This window comes from Actinophytocola sediminis, from assembly GCF_054779715.1.
This window is the reverse complement of the sequence record NZ_BAAGXS010000073.1, coordinates 1-24,471: the sequence shown is the minus strand read 5'-3', so window position 1 is coordinate 24,471 and position 24,471 is coordinate 1. Positions and strand designations below refer to the sequence as shown.

The following is a 24,471-nucleotide window of genomic DNA, read 5'->3' as shown; positions in this document are numbered from 1 at the left end:
GACGAGCTGATTGGAGAAGGTGCGAGAGATGCGAACAACCCTGCGAAAAGGCGCGCGAGTCCTCACCGGGTTCGCCATGGCCGCCTCGGTCGTGGTGGGCACCGCCGCCACCGCGACGGCCCAGGAGAACCCGTTCGAACGCGGCCCCGACCCGACCGAGAGCCTCATCGAGGCGTCCCGTGGCCCGTACTCGGTGTCCGAGACCTCGGTGTCCAGCCTGGTCAGCGGCTTCGGCGGTGGCACGATCTACTACCCGACCAGTACCGCCGACGGCACCTTCGGCGCGGTCGCCATCTCGCCGGGGTTCACCGCCACCCAGTCGAGCATCGCGTGGATGGGGCCGCGGCTGGCCTCCCACGGCTTCGTGGTGATCACCATCGACACGAACTCGACCCTCGACCAGCCGAGCAGCCGGGGTGACCAGCTGCTGGCGGCGTTGGACTACATGGCAGAGGACAACGCGACCGTGCGCAACCGGATCGACGCCTCGCGCCTGGCGGTTGCCGGGCACTCGATGGGCGGCGGCGGGTCGCTCGAGGCGTCCTCGTCGCGGCCATCGATCCAGGCCGCGGTGCCGCTGGCGCCGTGGAACACCGACAAGTCCTGGTCCGAGCTGCGGACCCCGACGCTGATCATCGGCGGCGAGTCCGACTCGATCGCCCCGGTGGCCTCGCACTCGATCCCGTTCTACAACTCCATCCCGGCCTCGGCCGAGAAGGCGTACCTGGAGCTGAACAACGCGAGCCACTTCTTCCCGCAGACGCCGAACACGACCCAGGCGAAGTACATGCTGTCCTGGTTGAAGCGGTTCGTGGACAACGACACCCGCTACGAGCAGTTCCTCTGCCCGCCGCCCAACGACAGCGACATCTCCGACTACCGCAACACCTGCCCGCACTCGTAGGGAAACCGCCACCCCGCGAGGTCGAGCCGCGGTGGGCACCGCCGACCACTGGTCGACGGTGCCCACCGTTTCCATGCCAGGAGTACGCGTGGTGAGCGACGCGTGCCGGAGCGCACCGTCGACCGGGTTTCGCCGTGACCTGGACAGATGAAATTTCCTTGCATGACACTTCCGGGTCTGGTGAGAAACCGACGGGCGGGTCAGACTCTGCTGGTGCCCAGAAAGCTGCTCGCGATCGTCGCGATGACCACGTCCCTGGTCGTGCTGAGCCCGTTGCCGACGGCGCTCGCCGACGAGCTCGACCGCTCGGCTGCCACCTCCGACTCGAGCGACCACCCGACCGAGGCCATGCCGGCGGCCAGGGCCATGGCCGCCGCCGAGCCGCGAATCGAGACCGACGAGCGGACCCGGCCGGTCGCGCCGGGGGTCACCCTCCGGTCCTTCGACCGCTACGGCCCCGACGGCTACACCGCCACCCCGACCTGGCTACAGGCCGACAGCCTCGCGGTCGACCTGACCAAGGGCACCACCGTCGACTACCTGTTCCCCGGCCAGGTCGCGCACGGCGAGCCGCTGTCCGCGCAGGCCGAGCGGGTCGGCGCGGTCGCCGCGGTCAACGGGGACTTCTTCGACATCAACAACTCCACCGCCCCACTGGGCGTCGGCGTCCAGTCCGGTGAGCTCGTCCAGTCGCCGGACAGCTCGCCGACCTGGCGCAAGTCGGCGGCGATCGTCACCCCGGACGGGCTCGGCTCGGTCGGTGAGGTGTTCTTCGAGGGCACCGTCGACCTGCCGGGACCGGACGACCTGCCGTTGGCCGGGGTGAACAAGCCGACGCTGGCCGTCGGCGGCATCGAGGCGTTCACCCCGCTGTGGGGCACCTACTGCCGGTGCCGCGCCACCCAGGACGCCGCGGCGGTCACCGAGGTCGAGGTCGTCGACCACGTGGTCACCGCGGTGCGTGACCAGGCGGGCGAGGGCCCGATCGCGGCGAACACGCTGATGCTCGTCGGCCGCGAGGACGGTGCGGCCGCGCTCGCCACGTTGGCGGTCGGCGACCGGGTCACGGTCGACTACCAGGCGCGAACCGAGCAGGGGCAACGGATCCACGCCGCGGTCAACGGCCGCCAGCTGCTCGTGGTCAACGGCGTGCCGCAGCAGGCCAGTGCCGGCAACAACGTGCCGGCCGCGCCGCGCACGGCGATCGGCTTCTCCCGCGACGGCAGGAAGATGTTCCTGCTCACCGCGGACGGCCGGCAGTCGGCCTTCGCCGAGGGTCTCGGCCTGGACGAGCTGGCCACGATGATGGTCGAGCTCGGCGCCTACCACGCGGTGAACCTCGATGGCGGCGGCTCGACCACGATGGTCGCGCGGGAGCCTGGCTCGGCGACCGGGCAGGTGGAGAACCGGCCATCGGACGGCGCGCAGCGGCGGGTGCCCAACGGGCTCGCGCTGTTCGCGCCGCGCGGCAGCGGGCAGCCGCGCGGGTTCTGGGTGGAGCCGGTGCTCGACCCGGACCGCGCGTCCGGCTCGTCGACGGTCGCGCCGAGCAACCCCGAGCGGGTGTTCTCCGGGCTGACCCGCCGGTTGCGCGCCGCCGCCTACGACGAGACCTACGGTCCGGCCAAGGCGAGTCCGCGGTGGCGCGCCGAGCCGGTGCACGGCGCGGTCGACCGGGACGGGGTGTTCCACGCCCGGCGGCCGGGACGGACCGAGGTCACCGTGTCCGACCGGAACGTGCGCGGCGAGGTCGACCTGACCGTGCTGCCCCGAGTGTCCACTGTGGAGTCGACACAGGAGCAGGTCGCGCTCGGCGGCCAGGGCCAGCGCGCGGCGTTCGGCGTCGTCGGCGCGGACGCCGACGGCTGGCGCGCGCCGATCGAGCCGGCCGACGTCCGGCTGACCTACGACCGGGACCTGCTGGAGATCACCACCGGCGAGGACGGCCGGTTCACCGCGACCGCGCGTAAGGCGTCGGGCTCGACGCTGGTCACCATCGAGGTCGACGGCGTGCAATCGGTACTGCCGGTCACCGTTGGCCTGGAGGAGGCGGTGGTCGCCGACTTCGCCGATCCGGCGGCCTGGCGGTTCTTCGGCGAGCGGGCCACCGGCGCCGTCGCCCCGGGCGAGGGCCGGGACGGCGGGCCGGGCCTGCGGCTGACCTACGACTTCACGCAGAGCACCGGCACCCGCACCGGCGGCGCGCTCGCGCCGGAGGGGTTGACGATTCCCGGCCAGCCCAAGGAGTTGCGCCTGTGGGTGAACTCCACCGGCAAGGGCGAGTGGTCCTCGTTGCAGGCGTGGGACGGCACGGGGCAGTTGCTGCCCGCGTTCCGCTCCGACTACCTCACCGGCACCGGCTGGCAGCAGCTGAAGTTCACCGTGCCGGCCGGGACGGCGTATCCGTTGACGCTGCGCCGGTTCTACGCCGCGGAGACCGATCCGACCAGGAGCTACCAGGGTGACGTGGTGATCGACCAGCTCACCGCGATGGTGCCGCCGGAGCTGGCGGTGCCGCCGGCGGAGAAGGTGATCGACCCGCTGATCGTGCGGGAGGGTTCGGTGGCCGGCGCGAAGTGGCGGTTCGCGGTGATGTCGGACGCGCAGTTCGTGGCCAGGGATCCCGACAGTGAGATCGTGGCCAACGCGCGCCGCACCCTGCGGGAGATCCTGGCCGCGCGGCCGGACTTCCTGGTGATCAACGGTGACCTGGTCGACGAGGCGTCGGCGGCGGACTTCGCGCTGGCCAAGAGGATTCTCGACGAGGAGCTGGCCGGGCGATTGCCGTACTACTACGTGCCGGGCAACCACGAGCGGGCCGACGGCGGGCTGGCGAACTTCACCGAGGCGTTCGGACAGTCCCAGCGGACCTTCGACCACAAGGGGACCAGGTTCGTCTCGTTCGACACCTCGGCGTTGTCCTACCGGGGTGGCGACTGGACCCAGCTCGGTCGGCTGCGCACCGAGTTGGACCGGGCGGCGGCGGACCGTTCGGTGCGGTCGGTGGTGGTGCTCCAGCACGTGCCGCCGAGGGATCCGACGCCGGCGCGGGCAAGTGAGCTGTCCGATCGCAAGGAGGCGGCCACATTGCAGCGCTGGCTGGCGGACTTCCAGGCACGGTCAGGGAAGCGGGCGGCGTTCATCGGGGCGCACGTCGGCACGTTCCACGCGTCCCATGTGGACGGTGTGCCGTACTTCATCAACGGCAACTCGGGCAAGAACCCGTCCACCGGCGCGGCCGACGGCGGGTTCACCGGCTGGTCGCTGTGGGGCGTGCGGCCGGGTGGTCTCGCGGTGGAGGTCCGGCCGCACGTGGACGAGCTGAGCATCGACGCGCCGGCGAGCCTGCCGGTCGGTGAGTCCACTGTGGTCTCCGCGAGCCTGCTCCAGGACGAGCGGACGGTGCCGGTGGCCTATCCGGTGACCGCCGACTGGTCGGCGTCCCCGACCGTGCACATCGGGGCGGCCAAGGACGTCAAACACCGGCACGTGGCCAGGTTCGACCCGCTGACGGGCGAGCTGACCGCCCTGCGGCCGGGCACGGTGACCCTGGAGGTCCTGGTGAACGGCGTCCGCGAACGGACGACCGTCGAGTTGGTGGCGGCGGCCAGCGGCGCCGCGTGACGCCGACTCGCGGCCACCGCCCGGCGCGGGGCGGTGGCCGCGAGTCAGTCCGCGCATGAAAAACACCTCTGTCTCACGCCGCGAGCGATGACCGGCAAGTGTGATGACCGCCACTGTCGTCACGATTCGCGCAGCTGTGATGACTGACAGGTCGATACTCGGTGCCGTGATCGCGCGCGTGGTGACCCACGGGTCCCAGTTCGTCACCGATACGCGTATCTTCGACGCGCCGGGCGCCGACCTGTCCTTTCGGTCATCGGCGGCCAGCCACCCAAGCGCCAACCGGACCAGGGCATCGACGGTGATCACCTGGTTCGATCGTGCCGCAGGCGCCGCATCGACCAGACGCTCAGCGAGGTAAGGCTATGACGACACCGAATCCCAGCCAGCCGGTCGGCTCCGGGGCCTGGCTGGCTGATCTGCAACAACGGTCCGCCAAGCTCCAGGAAGACATCAACAACGCGGCCGTCACGCTCACCTCGTCGGACGAGGCGGTGACCGTCACGGTCGGCCCCAACGGCGCCCTGCAGAATCTCAGCCTCGGGCACCGCGCCGCCGGCCACAGCACGACCCAACTCGGCACCCTGATCATGAACACCGTGCGCGCGGCGCAGCGCAAGTCCGCGGAACGGGTGTCCGAGGCGTTCGTGCCCTTCGGCAACCCGGAACTGACCGAGCAGACCAAGAAGTTCATCACCTACGAGCCGCCGGCCGACGAGGCGGAGACCGTGGCGGCCGACGAGGTACCGAACGAGGACAAGTTCGTCCCGGCCGACCTGACCGAACAGCCGCCGGCACCAGAACCGCCGACCACGCAACCGGCAACACCGGCGGCGCAGCCGCCAGCAAGGGGACGGCGGGGGCGCCCGACCCAGAATGACCACGACGACGACTTGGAGCCATGGTGACCACGAACAACTCGTCGACCTCGTCCGGCGGCTCCGGCGGCGGCAGTGGGCAGGAGGGCCAGTTCGCCGTCGAGATCGAGCACCAGGTCAAGAAGCTGGAGAACGACGCCAAGCAGGAGGGCGTGCCCATCGTCGGCCACACCCTGGAGGGCATGGACAACGTCGGCGACGGCGGTGGCGCGGCCTCCGACCCGTTCACCCAGATCTTCTCCTCCGGGTTCGGCTGGTTGATCGACTCGATCGGCTTCCTGCGCGATCCGATCGACAAGCTGGACGGCGACTCCGCGGCCGTGCAGACCGCGGTCGACGCGATGAAGACCATCACCGAGAACCTGACCTATGTCGGGCACGGGCACCGGGAGGACATCCCGTCCCTTGACGACTGGGAGGGCGAGGCCGCCGAGGCGCACCGCTCGAGCATGAAGCAGCTCCAGGGGGAGATCATCGCGCTCGCCCGCGTGGTCGAGGGCCTTGGCACGTTGACCGCCGTGTCCGGCTCCATGGTGATCACCCTGCGGAAGATCGTCCGTGACCTGGTCGCCACCGCGATCGGCTCGATCGTCATCATCATGGTCGCGGCGATCGCGGCGGCCTTCTGGACCTTCGGCACCTCGGTCGCGGTTGGCGTCGCCGCGTCCATCGCGGTCGCCATCGGCGTCGCCATCGAGTCCGCCCGGCGCATCACCATGCTGCTGGAGGCCCTTGGCCGGCAGACCGAGCGGATGGGCGAGCTGGAGGCCATCGCCGAGAAGATCGCCGAGGAGCTCAAGCGGTTCGAGCAGGCCACCGGGCAGACCTCGTCCACTGGCTCGAGGCCGATGAACACCCCCGCCGGTTCCGGGCAGAGTTACGGCGCGCCCCAGGGCTACGGCGTGCCCCAGGGCACCGGCGCGACCCAGGGTTATGGCGGAACCGGGAACTACGGCTCGTACTAGGTCTCGCGGGCACAGATCTCCATGAGGCGCGCCTGACCGCGCGCATGGCATGAGCGGCAGGGAGGACATGAGATGACCCGCATGACCGGCATTACCGGCCAGACCGGCCAGGGCGCTGGCTTCACGGTATCCAGCGACATGATCAACAGCTTCGGCAACCGGCTCTCCGGCAGGTCCGAGGCGGTGACCACGGCCGCGACGTCGTTGGGGACAATCGAGGTCACCCCGGACATGTTCGGCCCGGCCGCGCAGGAGAACGGCTTCACCGCGGCCATGGCGCAAAGCACGCAACGGATCACCGACCTGTTGTCGCAGTCCGCGGAGGCCATCGAGATGGCCGCCACCGGCACCAAGCAGACCGCCGCGGAGTACGCCGAGATGGAGGCACAGAACACCTCGGGGCTCGGACAGGAGAACTTCGGACTCCCCGGTGAGGCGCCCCCCGGTTACGGCCTCGGCGGCGGCACGGGCCCAGGCGGCGGCTACGGCGGCGGCTATGACACCACCGGCGGCTACGGCGGCGGCGGGTATGGCGGCGGTGGCTACGGTGGCGGTTACGACACCACCGGCGGCTATGGCGGCGGCGGTGGCGGTTATGGCGGCGGCGGCTACGACACCACCGGCGGCTACGGCGGTGGCGGCGGCGGTTACGACACCACTGGCGGTTATGGCGGCGGTGGCGGTTATGGCGGCGGCCCGGGGATGGATCCCGCGATGGACCCCGCGTTTGGCGGACCCGCTGGCGGCCCAGGCGGTGGCTACGGTGGCGGAACGGGCCCGATGCCCGATCCCGCGATGGACCCGGCACTTGGCGGACCCGCGATGCCCGTTGGCGGCCCGGCCGGCGGCGCACCAGGGGGCGGACCAGGCGGTGGTGGACCAGCTGCCATCCCCACCTTCACGCCTCCTGAGGTACCACCGGTCAGCACGACCCCGCCCCCTGGTGGCGGCGGGGCGCCGGGGATGACCGATCCGGCGTCGACGATGCCCAACCTGCCGTCCATGCCGGGCAGCACCGGGCCGGCTTCCGGGTCGACGCCACAGATGCCGACGATGCCACAGATGCCGCCGACCCCACCGACCCCGCAAATGCCGGCGATGCCACAAATGCCGCCGACTCCACAGATGCCGACGATGCCGCAGATGCCGGCCGGCCCTCCTGCCAGCAACCCCAACTCGGTCCGCAACCAGGCGCCGACGCAGGAGACCCAGCCGACCAGGTCGTGGACCCCGCCGCAGACGCCGGCCCTGCCGACGCTGCCGGAAATGCCGTCCACGCCGAACTCGGCCAGTGAGCCGCTGCGCCCGGTCAACGAGCCGATCAGCCCGGCCAACCAGGGGACGCCACGCAACTGGTCGCCGCCGGAGGTTCCCGATCCGCTCTCGTCCATCCCTGATTCCAGCTCGCTCACCGTCCCCGCGATGAACGACCTGCCGTCGCTGCCCTCATCGCCGCCCATCCCGTCGTCCGAGTTCGGCGGCGGTGGCGGAGGTGCCGGCGGTGGCGGTGGCGGCTTCAGCGGCGGCGGCGGTGCCGGTGGTGGTGCCAGCGGCTTCAGCGGCGGCGGCGTCGGGGGCCCAGGCGGCGGCCCGCCGGTCTCCTCAGCCACTTTCGGCGCGGTGCCGACCGGCATGGCCGGTGCACCCGGCGGCGGGTTCGGGCCGACGGGGCCAGCGGGCGGCGGACCGTCGGGCGGCGCCCCCATGGGCGGTGGCGGCATGCCGATGGGCGGCGGCGGTGGCGGCGGTGGCCAGGGTGGCGACCAGGTCCGCAAGTCGGCCGCGTTCATCAAGGGCGAGGAGATCTTCAAGGCGCCGGAAGGAAACCCGCCGCCCCCGGTGATCGGTGCCACGCCGCCGCAACCCCGCAACCCCGCAGCCCCACCCAACCAGGGTCAGCAGTAACCCCGAGCGCACTGATCGCGAGGACACCGCATCGTGACCACCAACCAGCAGCCGGGGTCGACGCCCGGCGCAACATCCGGTTTCGACGTCGACATCAGCGCGTTGACCGCCCACCACCAACAACTCGGTGGGGTCGTCGAGCAGCTGGCGGAAGCGTTGCGGACCGCACTCGACACGCGCCTGCCAACAGAGGCGTTCGGGCCCTTCGGCGCCCCGCTCGCCGAGTCGATCACCCCGACGGCCGAGACGGCGCAGAGCGCGTTCGAACGGGCCGTCGAGTCGGTCGGCGCCAACCGGGACGGTGTGGACCACACCGTCCGCGCCTACGACGAGATGGAACGCACGAACGTCGGCCTGCTGCGCGGCGCGGTGGAGGCGGAATGACCGAGCAGCTGACCAGAACGGTCGAGCACGGCGAGCCCGCGCGCCGCGCCGACGAGTTGCACGAGATCAACGAGTCGGTGCGGCGCGGCGACTGGGCACATCCCGAGAGCGTGGTCGTGTCAGGCGGGGTGATGGCGCTCGGTTCCGCGCCGGATCCGGTGGAGGCGTTGTCGGGCACCAACATTCCCGGCCTGGTCGAACAGTTGCAGCCGTTGCGCGAGGCACAGAAGTGGTTCGCCGGGGATTCGGGCGCGGTCACCCAGTACGTGGAGAACTGGCAGCGCGTGGCCGAACTCGCCAGGACGGCCGGCGAACAGTTCGAGACCAGCGTGCGCACGCACACCGCGCAGTGGGCAGGCGACGCCGGCGCCCAGTACCAGGCGAGCGCCACCTCCCAGCAGGACGAGCTCATGGTGGTGGCCAAGGCCGCGGAGTCGATCGTCGCCCTGGTGACCGCCGCCGGCGACCTGGCCGGCAGTTCCCGAGCACACATCCAGGAGTCGGCGACCCACTGCGTGCACGACATCATCAACCGGCTGCCGGACTACTACAACGTACTCAGCTCCGGCCATCCCGCCTCGCTGAACTACGTGCTCGCCGACGTCGCGGCCATTGTCGACGGCTGGGCCTGAGGCGCGGCCACACCACTACCGGACGCGCTGCACGTCGCGATACTGGAGGAAGCAGAATTGGCAAGCACAGACGAGATCTCGCAGTTGATCGCGGAATGGCGGTCGGGAGTTTCCGAGCAGGCGCAACGGTTCGACGCCACCCGGCGGGCGATCGACGAGGTGTCGGTGACCGAGTCCGCCGCCGGTGGGGCCATCATGCTCACCGTCGGGTCCTCCGGCATTCCCACCGACCTGCGCCTCGGTGAGGATGTCGGCCGGATGAAGCCGGACCAGGTCGCCGCGCAGATCATGGCGTGTCTGCGGCGGGCCCAGGCGAGGCTGGCCGATCAGGTGAGCGTGGTCGTCACCGACACGATGGGCGACGCGGCCGGCGCCGACGCGGTCGCCGACGAGTACCGCTACCGCTTTCCACCGCTGGCCGAGGTCGACGAGGTTCCGCTGGCACCGTTGGAAGAGAACGCGAACTTCGGACTGTCCGACATAGACACCGAACTGGCGGCCACCCAGGCACCCGCGCCGCCACCCCCGGCCAACGTCCAGCCGGCCGTCCCCGCCGGTACGCAACACCGCGCACCGGCCAGGAAGCACGACGAGGACGAGGAATGGGAAACCCCGTGGTAGCCACCATCCCTGGACGCCCAGTTCAGTCCTGACGCCGCGAAAAGAGGCATCCCCATGCCACCACCAGGCCGCATCGGCCCCGCGCCCGGCTCGCGGAGCCCGTCGCCACAGCCCCGGCCACCCGCCGGGGCCTGGGGTCGCGGCGCGCCCCCGATCACGCCGGCTCCTCCGCCGCCAGCCGGAGCGTGGGGACGCGGCGCACCGCAGCCCCCGCCACCCGCCGGAGCATGGGGACGCGGCGCTCCCGGACGCGGCGCACCGCCGCCCACGGGCCTGCCACCGCTCCGGCCTCCCCCGGTCGCACCACCTGCCCAGCCCCCGGCCAACCCGTGGGGCCGCGGCACGCCGCATCCCTGGCAGACGCCGCCGCCGGGATATACCGGCAACTTCCCGCCCGCCGGCGTCTCCACCATCGGGAACAACACGATGCAGAGCGCGGGCGGACTCGGCCGGGCCGGTCAGTCGATGCAGCCACCCATGCACGGCGGCCCGCTGCCCGGGCGTGGTCAGCCGGTGCCCCTCCGGCCGGTTCCACCGCCGGTACCGGCGCCCGCCCCCGGCGGGAATTCCTGGGCGAACGTGGCCGGCTCGGGCGGGCCGCCCCCGGTGGTGCCGACACCTCCGCCCCGCTATCAGCCGACCGGCCAACAACAACGCCAACCGCAGCCACCCCGGCACCTCGGCGGCGAGACCAACCACAGCGGGGAGCGACTCACCGGACGTTCGGTGACCGCCCAGGAACGACACGACGCGTTCACCAACCCGGCCTTCCCGCCCGTGTGGCAGCCTGAGCGCGGTACTTTCCTGTACACCGGCCATAACGGCGTGCGGTTGGTCGTCGCCCAGGACGGCACGATCATCACCGACTGGCACCCGAGGGACTTCCAGGGCCGGGGTCGTGGCGGCGGGGGTCGTGGCGGCGGCGGGTACCAATGAGGTCCTAGAGAACCCACGAGGAACCGAAGGCGGTTGGCACAGTTCGTTGCCAACCGCCTTCTTCGTTCTCGCCAACGCCGCCATCGCGGTGGACGCGTGCGACGGCCCGAGCACCCACACTGGGCGGATGAACGGGACGATCACGCTCGGCTGGCCGCTCGCCGTGGTGCTCACGCTGCTCACCTCGGCCGGCGCGCTGACCGTGTGGCTCGGCCGGATCTCCTCCTGGCGCCCGGTCGCCACCGCCGCCATCCGCGCGGTCGTGCAGCTCGGCGCGGTGTCCCTGCTGATCACGGCGGTGCTCGCGTCCGGCTGGCTCACCGGTGGGTTCGTGGTGCTGATGTTGTCGATCGCCACCTACACCTCCGGGCGGCGGATCTTCGGCCGGCTCAGCGCGATCCCCGCCGCGGCCATCGCGACCGGTCTGCTGCCCGTGCTGGCCCTGCTGTTCGCCACCCGGATCGCGCCGTGGGAACCGGTGGTCATCGTGCCGATCGCGGGCATCCTCATCGGCGGTGCGATGACCGCGACCTCCCTGGCCGGCCGGCGCGCGCTGGACGAGCTGTCCACCCGGCGCGGCGAGTACGAGGCAGCGCTCGCGCTCGGTCTCCCGACCCGCGACGCGGCGCTGCTGCTCCTGCGGCCGACCGCGCCCCAGGCGCTCGTCCCGGTACTCGACCAGACCCGCACCGTCGGCCTGGTCACCCTGCCCGGCGCCTACGTCGGCGTGCTGCTCGGCGGCGGCGACCCGCTCCAGGCAGGGGCCGCCCAGCTCGTCGTGCTCATCTCGCTGCTGGCCATCGAGGCCGTGGCCGTGCTGGTGACCGTGGAACTCATCGCCCGCGACGGCTGACGCTACCTGCCCCGCAGCCGAACCACGCCACTGACCTGGTTCCTGGTAGCGAGCCTGGTAAATTAATGGCATGAGAACTGCCATTGACTCGGCGGGTCGAGTCGTGATCCCCAAGGCGCTTCGGGACGCGCTCGGCCTGACCGCAGGCCAACCCTTGGAGATCGCGGAGCGGGACGGACACCTCGAGATCGTGCCGGCGCCGACACCGATGAAACTCGTCGACGAAGGTGACGGTGTGGTCGCTGTCGCCGATGCCGATATGCCCCCACTGACCGCTGACATGGTTCGCGACGTCCTGGAGCGGACACGGCGGTGAAAGCTGTCGATTCCAGCGTGGTCATACCGGCTTTCGCCAGCTGGCACGAACACCACGCTGTCGCCAAGAAGGCCATGGCGAGCCAGCCTCGCCTCATCGCGCATGCGGCGGTTGAGTCCTACTCGGTCCTGACGCGCCTGCCTCCGCCACACCGAGCAGGTGCCTCACTCGTCCATTCCTTCATCACCGAACGATTCGTGGAGCCCTTCCTCACGCTGTCCGAGGTCGGTTACCAGGAACTACTCGCCATGGTGGCGTCCGGGCACATTCTTGGCGGATCAACCTACGACGCGCTGATCGCCTTCACCGCCGCCGAACACGAGGCGACCCTGATGAGCCTTGACCAACGAGCCGCGGCCACCTACGAGGCAGTCGGAGCCAAGGTTGAACACCTCACCGCCTGACGCGTGGGTCACACGGTGGTCAGTTCGCCGGCCAGTTCGGCGAGGACCTTCGGCACGTTGTTGACGCACAGGGCGTCCACCCCGGCGTCCAGCAGCTGCCTGGCGAACTTGACCCCGGGACACCACGCCAGGAACTCCCGCCCGCTGGCATGCACCAGGTCCACCACGTACGACAACGGCCGGTGCGCGGACTCCACCTCGTTGGGACGCAACGAACCCCAGTGCGGCGCGAGCACCTGCACATCCAGATGCCCGGCCATCGCGACCGCCTGCCCGATCGGAAAGTCCAGCCAGGTCAGCAGACCACGCGGCACCCCGGGCGCCAGCTCGCGGGCGATGTCCAACGCACCGGCGTCGAAGGACGAGATCAGCGTCGGCCGCCGCAGCGCCTCCCGCCGGACCACGTCCGCGAGCCGGCCCATGGTGGAGTCCGGCCGCGACCGGGTGGCGTCCTCCATCGACGACTTCACGTCGAAGTCGACGCCGACCGACGTCGGCAGCGCCTCCAGCAACGTCTCCAGGTCCAGCGCGTCGCCGGTGCCGGTGATGTCGGCGTAGAAGACGCCTTCCTCGGTGGCCGGGTTGTGCGCGACCACCAACCGGTCATCGCAGGTGCGCCGGACGTCGACCTCCACCCAGTCGATGCCGAACTCGACGGCGGCGAGAAACGAGGAGAGGGTGTTCTCCTGATGCCCGGCCACCGTGCCGCGGCCACAGCCGCGATGGCCGAGGAGCACCGGCCCCTGCCCGAAGACTCTGTTCCCGTCCATAGCGCGCCGACACCCCGCGCGCCCGGGAAAACTCAGGCGGCGGAGGTGACGGTCCTGCCCACCTCCACGTTCGCACGATCGAGGTCGCCGGCGAAGTCCACCTCCACGACGAAGAACTCGGAGATGTCCAGCGCCAGTACCCGCATCCCGGCCACCGCGATCGCGGTCTCGATCCCGCGCTCGAAGTAGTCGGCGTCGGTGCAGCCCTCCAGGTGCTCGACCAGCGTCGCCCGGTCGGACGACGCGACGTAGTTGATCCCGACGGCCTCACCGAGTCCGCCGACCACCGATTTTGACAGCTCCACGACGAATCCGTCGACCGACGCGGTGTACTTCACTTCCTCTTCGCCAACAGTTTCCGTGTTGACGCAGACGAAGCTCTGATCTTCCGCGATCACGGACGAGATCCGCTCGAGCAGCCGTGGATCGAACACGACGTCGCCGTTGAGCCACAGCACCCCGCCGGGCGGGCCGACCTGGAGTGCCCGCAGCAGGCTCTTGGACGTGTTGGTCTGCTCGTAGCGCTCGTTGTAGGCGAACAGCGCACCCGGCGCGGCGGCCATGATCTCCTCGGCACGGAAACCGACGACGATCGTCACCCGGAGGCCGTCGCCGAGGCCCTGGGCCAGGTTCTCCAGTTGCTGGCGCAGGATGCTGCGCCCGTCCACGAGCTGGGTGAGCGGCTTGGGATGCGGCATCCCGAGCCGCGTCCCCATGCCAGCGGCCAGAATCATGGCCTGTACCGCCTCCCCGGGATTTTGAGTGTTGGTCACGCCTGGGGACGAACAGTCGCTGTTGGGCACGTACCTGTGGCTGGGTTGCGTCACGTTCCCCTGAGGTGCGGTTGCGAGACCCTTGGGCTGCTCGGTCATGGGGTTGCTCCCTGCTGCGTGGATGGGATGGACGCCAGCTCGCCGAGGAGACGGTCGCGGGTGTGGACCGCGTCGTCGATCGCCGCCAGGAAGCGTGCGGTGCTCTCCCCCGGCGCGAGGTCGCCGAAGTAGTCGACCCTGGCGGACTGTCTCGCGCTCAGGTGGACGTCGTCGGTGAACCGTTCGGCGAGCGTCTCGGGGAGCACGGCGACCGTGCTGGTGTCGATCACGTCCGCGCACCGGCTGACCGGCGCGTCGGCGCGCAGCCGGGCGCGGTCGTCGTGGCGGTCGGTGATCAGCAGCGGGGCGTCGGCGCGCAGATAGAGGAAGTCGAGGCCGACCGAGGACACGTCGGTGATCATCAGATCGACCGCGGGGAACAGCGCGAGGATGTCGCCGGTGAGGCGCACCTCGTTGCCCGGCCGCCGGTCGAGCAGCCGGAGGATCTCGCGGTGGGCGGCGGCCATCGCCGGCAGCGGGCTGAGCGCGACCCTCGGGTGCGGCTTGTAGACCACCCGCGCGTTGGGCACCGACAGCGCCGCGGCGACGATCCGCGGCCCGAACGCGTCGACCGAGGTGTAGTTGTTGGACGCGTTCTCGCCCTCCCAGGTCGGCGCGTACAGGATGGTGCGCCGGCCGTCGCGGGTCAGCAGCGGTTCGGGGCGCAGGTCCAGTTGCGGGCGGCCGACGCGCACGAGCTTGGACTCGTCGAACTCGATCAGCGCGGCCCGGTGCCGGCCGACCGCGGCCTCGCCGGCGACGTACACCCGGTCGTAGGCCTTGACCTGGTTGGACACCATGCAGACCTTGTCGCTCTCGCCGTGGTTCACGTGCACGTGCAGCATCCGGCGTTGCATGAGCGAGTGGAAGTTGTGCACCGAGTTGTTGACGTAGAGGCATACCTTGAAGTCACTGCACTCGTAGAGCCCGACAACGTCGGGGAACGCCGGGGCGAACACACAGCGCAGCCGGGTCAGGCCGGGCAGTTCGGCGAAGGTCCTGCGGTTGCGCACGATGATCGTCACCGGATGGTGCTCGTCGAGCAGTTCGAGCACCGGCAACCACTGGCTGAGCTGGTAGAGCTTGCGCGGATCGTCGGCGAAGTAGACAGCGACCGCCCCGGGCACCGGATCGCCGGGCGTGTAGCCGGCAGGCGACGGGCCTCGTGGGGTGTCGAGCAACCGGCGGGCGTCCTCGCCGGTCTTCCTGCGCCTGCCGAACGAGAGCACGCGGCGACTCCAAAGGGGTGCGCGAAGGCGGCGGGGACCACCTGATGGTTGGGGGTGCGACGGCCAAGACCAGATGCCGTGCACATCCATCTTGGTGGGTCCGACGCCGTCTCGCCAAGTCCTGGATGCCGCAGAGAAACCTGAACTTTACCCGGCTGGCGTCCATTGTGGACGGCCAGGGAGCCACGTATCCTTCCATTTGACACAGGTTTCGTCAATCCGCCAAACCAGTTGGCAAATTGCCACAGGCCCAGAACCACCGAAAGACGGTGCCACGGCCGCGGAGTCCTCCCTAGCGTCCAAAGCGCCGCAGTTCATCCGTGTTGGCGAGGAGTAAACATGTTCAGGAAAACATTCCTGTCCGCCGCCGTCGGGGCCGCGATGATCATGGCGCCGGTGGCGACCGGGCAGGCCGCAGCCGCACCAGCACCCGAAAATCCGACGGTCGCCGCGGTGACCGTCTACTACGACGATTCCGGCGCACCGAGCTACCAGTCGCAGATCGCCCAGGGCGTGGCCAACTGGAACAGCACGGTGTCCAACGTCCGGCTGGAGGAGAACCCAGCCGCCGCGACCCTGGACTTCTACGAGGGCAACGACCCCAACGGGTCCTACGCCTACACCGACGGTCACGGCAACGGCTACATCTTCCTCGACCACAGCCAGATGGGCACGTACGCGCCGGTCCGGATCACCGCCCACGAGACCGGGCACGTCCTCGGGTTACCGGACAACTACTCCGGGCCGTGCTCGGAGCTGATGTCCGGTGGCGGCCCCGGCCCCTCGTGCACCAACGCGTCCCCGAACGCCGATGAGATCGGCCGGGTGAACACCTTGTGGGCCAACGGCAAGCAGGCCCCTGGCGTGCTCGCCAGGGTCGACGAGCCGACCATGGCCGCCGCCTACTGATCCACGGCCGCACGGCCACCCGGAACGGCGACCGCCCCCCCCTGGCGGTCGCCGTTCTTCTTCACCTATTGACAAAATTAGTTTTTACGTACAAAAATATCCTCTTGTGAGAGACGTACTGCACCTGGACGAGATCGAGCAGGCCGAGGCGCTGCTCAAGCCGCAGCGCGTCGAGGTGTTGCGGCAGCTGGCCGAGCCGCGCTCGTGCACCGAGGTCGCGGCCGTGCTCGACCAGACCCCGCAACGCGTCTACTACCACGTGAAACGCCTGGTCGACGCCGGTCTGGCGCGGCAGGTCGCGGAACGCCGGGTCCGGGGCATCAGCGAGGGCCTCTACCAGGCCACCGCGCACTCCTACTGGCTGTCGCCCCGGCTGGTCGGGCGCATCGGCGACCGCCGCACCCGGGACGCGCTCAGCCTCGGCTACCTGCTCGACCTGATGGAGCAGGTGCAGGACGACCTGGCCACGCTCGACCTGCCTGAACTGCCGTCGCTGGGGGTATCCGGAGAGATCCGCGTGCCGCCGGAACGACGCAAGGAGTTCCTCGACGACCTGCGCGACACCCTGCGCGACCTGTTCACCCGCTACGGCGGCGACGATGGCGACGCGTTCACGCTCGCGCTCGCCTGTTACCCAACCCAACCCAGCAACAAACCAACCGAGGAGCAACCGTGAACGACACCCTCACCCTGCGCGCCAGGGTCGACGCCCCGCCCAACACCGTCTGGCAGGCCCTCACCGCCGCCGGCGCGCTGCGCACCTGGCTCGCCGAGCACGCCGAGGTCGACCTGCCGGCGCGGCGCTTCGTGTTCTGGGGCCGGTCCACCCCGGACGGCCACGAGCCACGCCAACGCCTGCAACACGTGGACGAACGCACCATCCGTCTCGGCTGGACACTGTTCGGCACGGACACCACCGTGACCCTGCGTGTCGAGCCGACCGACGACGGCACGATCATCGAGGTCGCGCAGAGCGGCGTGCTCGACCACGCGGACGCGGTCGCCGAGCAGCGCGGCCTCGCGGTGCTGAACACCTTCTGGGGTCTGGCGATCGGCAATCTGGTGGAGTACCTGGAAGATCGCGAGCTGACCCCCAAGCCCGACTACACCTCGGCCGAACAGCGCGCCGAGCTCGACATCGCGGCGTCCCCCGAGGACGTCTACCACTCGCTGATGGACCCGGCCACGTTCCAGCGCTGGTTCGGCGTGGTGATCGACGTCGAGCCGAAGGTGGGCGGCCGATGGGCGATGGGCGGCTTCGACCAGCCGGGCGACGCGGCGAAGATCCTCGACCTCGAGCCGGCGCGGCGGGTGCGGATGGCCTGGCCGGACGGCATGGTGTCCAACTGGGAGCTCGAAGGCACGGTCGGGCGCACCAGGCTGACGTTCGTGCAGAGCGGGTTCGACGAGCCGCCGCACGCCGAGTGGACCGGTTGGCTGGCCGGCGCGGTCGAGCTGCGCCGATTCCACGAGGTGGCGAACTGGCGGCCGTTGTGGGTCAGCCTGGACGCCCCCGGCCTGCCGGACGGGCTGACCACCGTCGGCGCTGAGTGAAGGTCGAGGCCTGGCTGGACGAGCGCGTGGGACCGGGCCGTTCCCCGCGACGACCGAGGCGAGTTCGGCCGGGCTCCACTTGCGACACTGCGCGCCATGCACGACGAGAAATGGCTTTCCCTCGGGGATTGATCCCGTGTCATCATGCGGACGTGACCGAAGCCGAGTTCGATTTCGCGGGCACGTTCGGCGCGGACTATCTCCATTTCTACGCCGAGGCCCTGAACGACGAGACCAGCGACGCCCAGACCGAGCTCATCGCCACCGTGGCCGGGCTCGAACCGGGCGCCGAGGTACTCGACCTCGCCTGTGGGCACGGCCGGATCGCCAACCGGCTCGCCGCGCGCGGCTGCGCGGTCACCGGGCTGGACGCCAGCCCGCTGTTCCTCGACCGGGCCCGCGCCGACGCCGGTGCGCTCGGCGTCGAGGTCGACTTCCGGCTCGGCGACATGCGCGAGCTCGCGTGGACCGCGCGGTTCGACGTGGTGGTCAACTGGTTCACCGCGTTCGGCTACTTCGACGACGATGGCAACCGGCGGGTGCTCACCGAGGTGGCACGCGCACTGCGGCCGGGCGGCCGGTTCGTCGTCGAGCTGAACCACCTGCCCTGGCTGCTGCGTAACTTCCGGCCGTCGTCCGTGCTGGAGCTCGACGGCGACCTGCTCATCGATCGCAACACGTTCGACCCGCTGACCAACCGGGTCTCGGTCGATCGGGTCACGATCCGCGACGGCGTGCGCCGGAACACCCGGTTCTTCACCCGGCTGTACGCCGTCGCCGAGCTGCGCGCGCTGCTGCACACGGCCGGTTTCGCCGAGGTCACCGCGTTCGGCGAGGGTGGCACGCCGCTGACCATGGACAGCCGCCGGCTGATCGTGGTGGCCACCCGATGACCATCCGCGAGGCCCGCGCCGAGGACCTGCCCGTGCTGTGCGACATCGAGCAGGCCGCCGGTGAGCTGTTCCGCCCGATCGGCATGACCCTGGTGGCCGACGACGACCCGCCGACCATCGCGGAGCTGGCTCCCTACCAGCGCGACGGGCGCGCGTTCGTGTACGCCTCGGCCGACGACCGGCCGGTCGGCTACCTGCTGGTCGACCCGGTCGACGGGCACGCGCACATCGCGCAGGTCACGGTGCACCCCGACCACGGCCGGCGCGGCATCGGCGCCCTGCTGGTCGACCAGGCGCGGCGGTGGGCGCTGGCCAGGGGGATGACCACGCTGTCGCTGACCACCTTCGCCGACGTCGCCTGGAACGCCCCCTACTACGCGCGGCTCGGGTTCACCGTCCTGCCGGCGGGCGAGCTCACCGCCGGTCTGCTGGCGATCCGCGCCGACGAGGCGGCGCGGGGACTCGACCGGTGGCCGAGGGTCACGATGACCCGACCGGCCGACACCCCCTGGCTCTGACCCGCGGTCATCACCCGGCGGTCATCACCCGATGGCCTTACGTAGTGCTGGGTTTACCGACCAGCGAACTGGCTACCCGCTAGGACGAACGAGTCCACGAGACGGGTTTGAAAAGGTCCGCCCCGGGGTAGGGCTTGCCTTATGTGGCTAAGCACGTGCGCGGGGCAGGTGGCGCGATGAGGTCCGAGGCGTTCGGCGAGGAGAACCCTGTGCCCGGAGTGTTCTCGGTCAAGGTCGAGGAGTTCCGGCACGAGAGTCTGGGCGAGACCGTGGTCCTGGGTGTGGTCGGCGAGGTTGATCTGGTGACCGCACCGGTACTGGAGGAGTCAATCTCCACCGCGTTCGCCCGCGCGCCGGATATGGTGGTCGTCGACCTGAGCGAGGTGAGCTTTCTGGCCTCGGTGGGGATGAGCATTCTGATCGGCTGTAACGAGCGGGCGGGGAACACCCGGTTCCGGCTGGTCGCCTCGGGCGCGGCGACCTTCCGCCCCCTTGAGCTGACCGGGGTGGCGGACACCATCTCGATCTATCCCACCCGAGATCAGGCGCTGACGGAGGGCTAGAAGGTGGGGACTCCGGAGTGAATGCTGGGCAACAACCGCTATATGACAGCCAGGACGGCGACCTTCACTTCCGGGTGCCCGCCGCGGCCGCGCGGCTCACCGCACTGCGGCACGCGCTCACCGAATGGGCCGAGGAGAGCGACCTCACCGCGGAGGACCGCGAGGCGCTGACCCTGGCCAGCTACGAGGCGATGGCCAACAGCGTGGAACACGCCTATGCCGGACACGTGGAGGGCCTGCTCGACCTGCGGGCGGTGCGTGATCACGTGCGCGGGTGCGTCACGGTCACCGTCACCGACTACGGCACGTGGAAGCCGCCGCCGATCGACCCCGGATCGCGCGGCCGGGGGCTGCCGCTGATCCGGGGCCTCACGCCGACGGCGGTGATCACACCCTCCGAGCACGGTACGACCGTGAGCATGTCCTGGCCGACGAACGGCGAGGACTGAGCGGTCAGGCGTGCTTCTTGCGCTTGCCCTTGCCCGAGTCGTCGTCCGGCCAGGTGCCGGTGAGCCGCCGGTAGCCCACCGCGCCGCCGCGGTCGATGAACGCCCGCACCAGACCGAAGATCGCGCCCTGCACGGTCGCGGCGACCAGGATCTGTCCCCAGGAGCGCTCGCGGTCGGTCGCCTCCGGGGCCTGCCGGTCGCCGGTCGCCAACTGCCAGACCTTGCCGAACACCGAGCTCGCGGCCACCCCGCCGAGCACCCCGAGCAGCGTGCCGACCGGCTTGTAGATCAGCTTGTGCTTGTTCACCCGTCCTCCATTCGTCGCCAGCACACGTACCCCACCTGGCGACGCGCTACCCATCCGGGGCTAGCCGCGGCGGATCGGCACCGGGTGGCCGGCGAGCGCGCGCAGCCGGGCGGTCGCGCGCAGCCGCAGCATCGTCGACAGCCGCGCCGGGTCGGTGACCGTGCTGACCAACTCGGTGGCGACCTCGTAGACGACGCGGCTGATGTCGGTCGGCGACTCCTCCGGCAGCTGGGTCGTCAGCACGCGGACCGCGTTGTCCATGATCGTGATCAGCTGGTCGCCGGCGATCGCCCGTTGCCTGAAGTCCCTGGCCATCGCGAGCCACCTTCCTAACCGATTCAGTGGACCGACGGGCAGCCCACAACCAACCCCTGAACAGCGCTTTTCCTCACGGCAACAGGTGTGCGCGAACGCGGCCTCAGTGCCGCCCGACCACCCCGGACCGGATCGGTCCAGTCTGCCAGCGCGCCGCCCGGTTGCCGACCGCCGTCTTGGTGAACCGGCACAATCGCCTGATGCGTGCCGAACGTCTGATGACCCTGCTGTTCCTGCTGCAGCAGCGCAGGCGCGCGACCGCGGCCGAGCTGGCCGAGGCGCTCGCGGTGTCCGAGCGGACGGTCTACCGGGATGTCGCCGCGCTCGAGTCGGTCGGCATCCCGCTGTGGACCGAGCAGGGCCGGGCGGGCGGCATCCGGCTGATGGACGGCTGGCGCACCCGGCTCGACGGGCTCACCAGCAAGGAGGCCGTGGCGATCTTCGCGCTCGACGTGCCGGCGGTGCTGGCCGAGTTGGGCCTGGGCTCGGCGCTGACCGGGGCGCGGGCCAAGGTGCTCGCTACGCTGCCGGCCGGGCTGCGGGACTACGCCCAGCAGATCGGTGACCGGTTCCACCTGGACGCGCCCGGCTGGTTCCACCGGCCGGAAGAGGTCTCCCAGCTCGCCGCGGTCGCCTCGGCGGTGGCCGACGCCCGACGGCTGCGCGTGCGCTACGGCCGGGCGGACCGGACGGTCGACCGGCTGCTCGAACCGCTCGGGGTCGTGGTCAAGGCCGGTGTCTGGTACCTGGTCGCCCGGCCGGTCCCCGGAGACGTGCCGCGGACCTACCGGGTGGCCAGGATCATGTCCGTGGCCGAGGACGAGGTGTTCCAGCGCCCGCCCTTCGACCTGGTCTCCTGGTGGGCGGAGACCTCCGCCCGGTTCGAACGCTCACTGCTGCGCGAACGCGTCCACCTCCGCCTCAGCCCCCGCGCCCGGCGCGCGCTGCCCGAGGTCACCGACCCCGACGCCGCCGCCGAGGCCCTGGCCGCCGCCGGCCCCCCGGACGCCGACGGCTGGTGTGCCCTTGACCTGCCCGTCGAGTCCGAGCAGGTCGCCCTGTCCCAGCTCTGCGCACTTGGCGCGGACGTCGAGGTCATCGCCCCGCCCTCCCTACGCACCGCCATGGCCGCCCTCGGCCAGGCCATCACCGCCCGCAACACTTCCTAGCGCGGGGTCAGCGGTAGCCGGTCGCGTCGGCTGGTTTGCCGGGGCGTTCGACCTCCGCGATGTAGCGCCAGGCGTCCGGGCGGCTGCCGTCGGCGTCGGTGAAGTCGTAGACCTGGGCGAGGTGGCCGGCGGACACCGACTGGCCGGACCAGCGCGCCACGTCCGGGTCGGCGGCCAGCGCGGCGGCCGCCCGGCCGACGAACACCGGCGACTCGGAGATCACGAAGTGCGGCTGGTCGGCGGTCGCGTCGCGCCAGTTCTCCTCGGTCACGCCGAAGGCCTCCAGCATCGACTCCGACCGCAGCCAGCCGGGGGACAGCGCCACCGCGGTGCCGCCGAACTCGCGCAGTTCCACCGACTGGGCCAGCGCCATCCGCTGTACCGACACCTTCACCAGGTCGTAGAAGAACCCCGCGTCGGCGCGGTACTCGACGTTGGACTCCGTGGTGCCGTCGGTCATCTCGATCACCAGCCCGCCCGGCCTGCGGATCAGCAGCGGCAGCGCGAAGTGGCTGGTGATCGCGTGGGTGTCGATGCCAAGGCGCAGCATCCGCAGCCCGCCCTCGAGCGAGTGCTCCCAGAGCGGCTCGCCGAACTTGAGGTAGAGGTCCCCGCCCCACACGTCGTTGACCAGCACGTCCAGCCGGCCCCGCTCGTCGTCGATCCGCCCGATCAGCGCCCGCACCTGGTCGGCCTCGAGGTGGTCGACCCGCACCGGGACGCCGGTGCCCCCGGCGGCGGTGACCAGCTCGGCGGTCTCCTCGATCGTCTCCGGCCGGTTCATCTCCGACCGCTGCCCCCGGGTGGTTCGCCCGGTCACGTACACCGTCATGCCCAGCCGGCCGAGCTCGACCGCGATCCCCCGGCCCGCCGCCCTTGATCCCCCGGCGACCAGCGCCACCTTCGCATTCATCGTCATACCGCCACAATGACGGGCAAACATGACAGTCGCTGGCCAGATTTTCTGACCGGTTCTCGCTACCCTTTGTTATCCGGGTGGGCCATTCGGGTAGACAACCGACATGACCGCGATCTGTCGCTGACGTGGCTTTAATGTCAGGAACACAGGCCGCGCGGAGTGCGGCCTGTTGGCGTCAGGAGCGAGGCGAACGGATGGGTGGGGCTGGGTTTCGCGGCGTGCTGGCCGTACCCGAGTTCCGCGCGCTCTGGTCAGCGGAGCTGCTGTCGGTCGCCGGCGACCAGCTCGCGCGCGTCGGGCTGGCCGTGCTGGTGTACACCCAGACCGGCTCGGCCGGGCTGACCGCGCTCACCTACGCGTTCACGTTTCTGCCGGCGCTGGTCGGCGGGGTGCTGCTCGGCGGGCTGGCCGACCGCTTCCCCCGGCGCGAGCTGATGGTCGTCGTCGACCTGGTCCGCGCGGTGTTCGCCGGCCTGATGGCGATCCCGTCGTTGCCGTTGCCGGTGCTGTTGGCGCTGGTGTTCCTGCTCACGCTCGGCGGGGCGCCGTTCAAGGCGGCCCAGCAGGCGCTGCTGCCGACGATCCTGTCCGGCGAGCGGTACGTCGCCGGGCTCGCCCTGCGCACGGTCACCAACCAGTCCGCGCAGGTCGCCGGCTTTCTCGGCGGCGGAGCGCTGGTCGCGGTGGTCGAGCCGCACCTCGCACTCGGCCTGAACGCGCTGACTTTCGTGGTCGGCGCGCTCGTGGTGCTGACCGGAGTCACCAGCCGGCCGGCCGCACGGCGCGCCGGCGACGACCGCGCGGGCGGCGCGGCCAGGCTGATCTGGCGTGATCCCTGGCTGCGCGGGTTGACCGCGCTGTCGTGGTTGGCTGGCCTGTTCATCATCCCCGAGGGCCTGGCCGCGCCGTACGCGGCGGAGCTCGGCGTCCCGGTCGCCGCGGTCGGCCTGCTGATGGCCGCCGTGCCCGTCGGCAGCATCGCCGGCGGGTGGCTGGTCGCGCGGGTCGGCGAGGGCCACCGCGACCGGGCGACGTGGTGGTTCGCACTCGCGGCCGGGGTGCCGCTGGCACTGTGCCTGCTCGAGCCGCCGCTGGCGGTGGTCACCGGGTTGTGGGCGGTGTCGGGGGCGTTCGCCACCGGTTACCTGGTGCTCGCGCAGGCGGCGTTCGTGCTCGCGGTGCCCGACGGCCAGCGGGGAGCCGCGTCCGGGTTGGCCGGTGCGGGGGTGTTGTCCTCCCAGGGGGTCGCGGTCCTCGGTGCCGGCATACTCGCTGACATGACCAGCCCGGTACTCGCGGTCGCCGCCGGTGGAGTGGCGGGGATCGCGCTGACCGGTCTCATTGGGACGTCGTGGCGTCGCGCCCGTACCCGGAGGGGGCAGGTGCCCGTTGGCCCGGGCGGGCGCGAGACCGACGACGCTGTTCAGAGTGGCGAGTTCACCAGTCCCAACTCCGCAACATCGCACACACCACCTCTCAGGGAAACGACGGCCGAACACGGCGACGGACAGATCGGTCGACAACTCGGGGTCACCAGTCCCAGCTACGCATCGCGCGTTCCTCCTCTGCGGACAGCCACCGA

Annotated in this window: 28 protein-coding genes; 21 read left to right on the top strand and 7 right to left on the bottom strand. The window is 70.8% G+C overall.

What is annotated here, in order from left to right; genetic code table 11:
- Positions 1 to 28 precede the first annotated feature (28 nt).
- From ACYVIP_RS33555 to ACYVIP_RS33520, 8 genes are all read left to right on the top strand, one after another.
- Positions 29 to 904 (top strand): alpha/beta hydrolase family protein, encoded by an 876-nt coding sequence (locus ACYVIP_RS33555; protein ID WP_460403762.1) that lies wholly within the window; start codon positions 29 to 31, stop codon positions 902 to 904.
- 213 nt (positions 905 to 1,117) lie between these two features.
- Positions 1,118 to 4,528: a phosphodiester glycosidase family protein gene (locus ACYVIP_RS33550; protein WP_460403760.1), complete on the top strand. Its 3,411-nt coding sequence runs from the start codon at positions 1,118 to 1,120 to the stop codon at positions 4,526 to 4,528.
- A 365-nt stretch (positions 4,529 to 4,893) separates the two neighbouring features.
- Positions 4,894 to 5,436 carry a YbaB/EbfC family nucleoid-associated protein gene (locus tag ACYVIP_RS33545; RefSeq protein ID WP_460403758.1) on the top strand — a complete coding sequence of 181 codons (543 nt, stop codon included), beginning with the start codon at positions 4,894 to 4,896 and terminating at the stop codon, positions 5,434 to 5,436.
- Positions 5,430 to 6,371, top strand: a complete 942-nt coding sequence (locus tag ACYVIP_RS33540) for a hypothetical protein (protein WP_460403756.1) — start codon at positions 5,430 to 5,432, stop codon at positions 6,369 to 6,371. Before ACYVIP_RS33545 ends, ACYVIP_RS33540 begins: the two co-directional genes overlap by 7 nt.
- A gap of 72 nt (positions 6,372 to 6,443) precedes the next feature.
- On the top strand, positions 6,444 to 8,276 hold the full coding sequence (locus tag ACYVIP_RS33535; protein WP_460403754.1) for a WXG100 family type VII secretion target: 1,833 nt from the start codon (positions 6,444 to 6,446) through the stop codon (positions 8,274 to 8,276).
- A 33-nt stretch (positions 8,277 to 8,309) separates the two neighbouring features.
- The gene (locus tag ACYVIP_RS33530) at positions 8,310 to 8,660 is read left to right on the top strand and encodes a hypothetical protein (protein ID WP_460403752.1); all 351 of its coding nucleotides are present in this window, start codon (positions 8,310 to 8,312) and stop codon (positions 8,658 to 8,660) included.
- Positions 8,657 to 9,292, top strand: coding sequence for a WXG100 family type VII secretion target (locus ACYVIP_RS33525; protein WP_460403750.1), 636 nt, complete (start codon positions 8,657 to 8,659; stop codon positions 9,290 to 9,292). The genes ACYVIP_RS33530 and ACYVIP_RS33525 overlap by 4 nt, the downstream gene beginning before the upstream one ends.
- 57 nt (positions 9,293 to 9,349) lie before the next feature.
- Positions 9,350 to 9,913 carry a YbaB/EbfC family nucleoid-associated protein gene (locus tag ACYVIP_RS33520; protein WP_460403748.1) on the top strand — a complete coding sequence of 188 codons (564 nt, stop codon included), beginning with the start codon at positions 9,350 to 9,352 and terminating at the stop codon, positions 9,911 to 9,913.
- A gap of 154 nt (positions 9,914 to 10,067) precedes the next feature.
- Here the strand turns inward: ACYVIP_RS33520 and ACYVIP_RS33515 are convergent, their stop codons facing one another.
- Positions 10,068 to 10,193 carry a hypothetical protein gene (locus ACYVIP_RS33515; protein ID WP_460403746.1) on the bottom strand — a complete coding sequence of 42 codons (126 nt, stop codon included), beginning with the start codon at positions 10,191 to 10,193 and terminating at the stop codon, positions 10,068 to 10,070.
- Positions 10,194 to 10,339: 146 nt separating this feature from the next.
- Here ACYVIP_RS33515 and ACYVIP_RS33510 point away from each other — a divergent pair, with 146 nt between their 5' ends.
- The 4 genes from ACYVIP_RS33510 to ACYVIP_RS33495 all read left to right on the top strand — a co-directional run bounded on the left by ACYVIP_RS33510 (position 10,340) and on the right by ACYVIP_RS33495 (position 12,422).
- On the top strand, positions 10,340 to 10,849 hold the full coding sequence (locus tag ACYVIP_RS33510) for a hypothetical protein (RefSeq protein WP_460403744.1): 510 nt from the start codon (positions 10,340 to 10,342) through the stop codon (positions 10,847 to 10,849).
- Between the two features lie 127 nt (positions 10,850 to 10,976).
- Positions 10,977 to 11,702, top strand: coding sequence for an ABC transporter permease (locus ACYVIP_RS33505; protein WP_460403742.1), 726 nt, complete (start codon positions 10,977 to 10,979; stop codon positions 11,700 to 11,702).
- 70 nt (positions 11,703 to 11,772) lie between these two features.
- Positions 11,773 to 12,018, top strand: a complete 246-nt coding sequence (locus ACYVIP_RS33500; protein ID WP_460403740.1) for an AbrB/MazE/SpoVT family DNA-binding domain-containing protein — start codon at positions 11,773 to 11,775, stop codon at positions 12,016 to 12,018.
- Positions 12,015 to 12,422: a PIN domain-containing protein gene (locus tag ACYVIP_RS33495; RefSeq protein WP_460403738.1), complete on the top strand. Its 408-nt coding sequence runs from the start codon at positions 12,015 to 12,017 to the stop codon at positions 12,420 to 12,422. Before ACYVIP_RS33500 ends, ACYVIP_RS33495 begins: the two co-directional genes overlap by 4 nt.
- Positions 12,423 to 12,430: 8 nt before the next feature.
- Here ACYVIP_RS33495 and ACYVIP_RS33490 read toward each other — a convergent pair whose 3' ends face one another.
- The 3 genes from ACYVIP_RS33490 to ACYVIP_RS33480 form a co-directional block, all read right to left on the bottom strand.
- Positions 12,431 to 13,192 carry a glycerophosphodiester phosphodiesterase gene (locus ACYVIP_RS33490; protein ID WP_460403736.1) on the bottom strand — a complete coding sequence of 254 codons (762 nt, stop codon included), beginning with the start codon at positions 13,190 to 13,192 and terminating at the stop codon, positions 12,431 to 12,433.
- A gap of 32 nt (positions 13,193 to 13,224) precedes the next feature.
- Positions 13,225 to 13,926: a phosphocholine cytidylyltransferase family protein gene (locus ACYVIP_RS33485; protein ID WP_460403734.1), complete on the bottom strand. Its 702-nt coding sequence runs from the start codon at positions 13,924 to 13,926 to the stop codon at positions 13,225 to 13,227.
- A gap of 134 nt (positions 13,927 to 14,060) precedes the next feature.
- Entirely contained in the window at positions 14,061 to 15,293 is a 1,233-nt protein-coding gene (locus ACYVIP_RS33480; RefSeq protein ID WP_460403732.1) for a CDP-glycerol glycerophosphotransferase family protein, read from the bottom strand.
- Positions 15,294 to 15,632: 339 nt separating this feature from the next.
- Between ACYVIP_RS33480 and ACYVIP_RS33475 the strand changes: the two genes are divergently transcribed.
- The 7 genes from ACYVIP_RS33475 to ACYVIP_RS33445 all read left to right on the top strand — a co-directional run bounded on the left by ACYVIP_RS33475 (position 15,633) and on the right by ACYVIP_RS33445 (position 20,179).
- The gene (locus tag ACYVIP_RS33475; RefSeq protein ID WP_460403730.1) at positions 15,633 to 16,202 is read left to right on the top strand and encodes a snapalysin family zinc-dependent metalloprotease; all 570 of its coding nucleotides are present in this window, start codon (positions 15,633 to 15,635) and stop codon (positions 16,200 to 16,202) included.
- Between the two features lie 106 nt (positions 16,203 to 16,308).
- On the top strand, positions 16,309 to 16,878 hold the full coding sequence (locus tag ACYVIP_RS33470) for a helix-turn-helix domain-containing protein (RefSeq protein ID WP_460403728.1): 570 nt from the start codon (positions 16,309 to 16,311) through the stop codon (positions 16,876 to 16,878).
- The gene (locus ACYVIP_RS33465) at positions 16,875 to 17,756 is read left to right on the top strand and encodes an SRPBCC domain-containing protein (protein ID WP_460403726.1); all 882 of its coding nucleotides are present in this window, start codon (positions 16,875 to 16,877) and stop codon (positions 17,754 to 17,756) included. Before ACYVIP_RS33470 ends, ACYVIP_RS33465 begins: the two co-directional genes overlap by 4 nt.
- Before the next feature lie 152 nt (positions 17,757 to 17,908).
- Positions 17,909 to 18,649, top strand: coding sequence for an SAM-dependent methyltransferase (locus ACYVIP_RS33460; RefSeq protein ID WP_460403724.1), 741 nt, complete (start codon positions 17,909 to 17,911; stop codon positions 18,647 to 18,649).
- On the top strand, positions 18,646 to 19,167 hold the full coding sequence (locus tag ACYVIP_RS33455; protein ID WP_460403722.1) for a GNAT family N-acetyltransferase: 522 nt from the start codon (positions 18,646 to 18,648) through the stop codon (positions 19,165 to 19,167). Before ACYVIP_RS33460 ends, ACYVIP_RS33455 begins: the two co-directional genes overlap by 4 nt.
- A 176-nt stretch (positions 19,168 to 19,343) precedes the next feature.
- Positions 19,344 to 19,730, top strand: coding sequence for an STAS domain-containing protein (locus ACYVIP_RS33450; RefSeq protein WP_460403720.1), 387 nt, complete (start codon positions 19,344 to 19,346; stop codon positions 19,728 to 19,730).
- A gap of 17 nt (positions 19,731 to 19,747) precedes the next feature.
- A complete protein-coding gene (locus tag ACYVIP_RS33445; protein ID WP_460403718.1) occupies positions 19,748 to 20,179 on the top strand; it encodes an ATP-binding protein in 432 nt (143 codons plus the stop codon).
- A 4-nt stretch (positions 20,180 to 20,183) separates the two neighbouring features.
- Here the strand turns inward: ACYVIP_RS33445 and ACYVIP_RS33440 are convergent, their stop codons facing one another.
- Together ACYVIP_RS33440 and ACYVIP_RS33435 are read right to left on the bottom strand one after the other, a co-directional pair.
- Positions 20,184 to 20,486 carry a DUF4235 domain-containing protein gene (locus ACYVIP_RS33440; RefSeq protein WP_460403716.1) on the bottom strand — a complete coding sequence of 101 codons (303 nt, stop codon included), beginning with the start codon at positions 20,484 to 20,486 and terminating at the stop codon, positions 20,184 to 20,186.
- Between the two features lie 60 nt (positions 20,487 to 20,546).
- Entirely contained in the window at positions 20,547 to 20,801 is a 255-nt protein-coding gene (locus tag ACYVIP_RS33435) for a hypothetical protein (RefSeq protein ID WP_460403714.1), read from the bottom strand.
- Between the two features lie 200 nt (positions 20,802 to 21,001).
- Between ACYVIP_RS33435 and ACYVIP_RS33430 the strand changes: the two genes are divergently transcribed.
- Entirely contained in the window at positions 21,002 to 21,970 is a 969-nt protein-coding gene (locus ACYVIP_RS33430) for a helix-turn-helix transcriptional regulator (RefSeq protein ID WP_460403712.1), read from the top strand.
- Between the two features lie 7 nt (positions 21,971 to 21,977).
- Here ACYVIP_RS33430 and ACYVIP_RS33425 read toward each other — a convergent pair whose 3' ends face one another.
- The gene (locus tag ACYVIP_RS33425) at positions 21,978 to 22,883 is read right to left on the bottom strand and encodes an SDR family oxidoreductase (RefSeq protein ID WP_460403844.1); all 906 of its coding nucleotides are present in this window, start codon (positions 22,881 to 22,883) and stop codon (positions 21,978 to 21,980) included.
- 200 nt (positions 22,884 to 23,083) lie between these two features.
- Between ACYVIP_RS33425 and ACYVIP_RS33420 the strand changes: the two genes are divergently transcribed.
- Positions 23,084 to 24,471, top strand: a 1,388-nt coding sequence (locus ACYVIP_RS33420) for an MFS transporter (RefSeq protein WP_460403710.1), incomplete at its 3' end; no start/stop codon positions are given.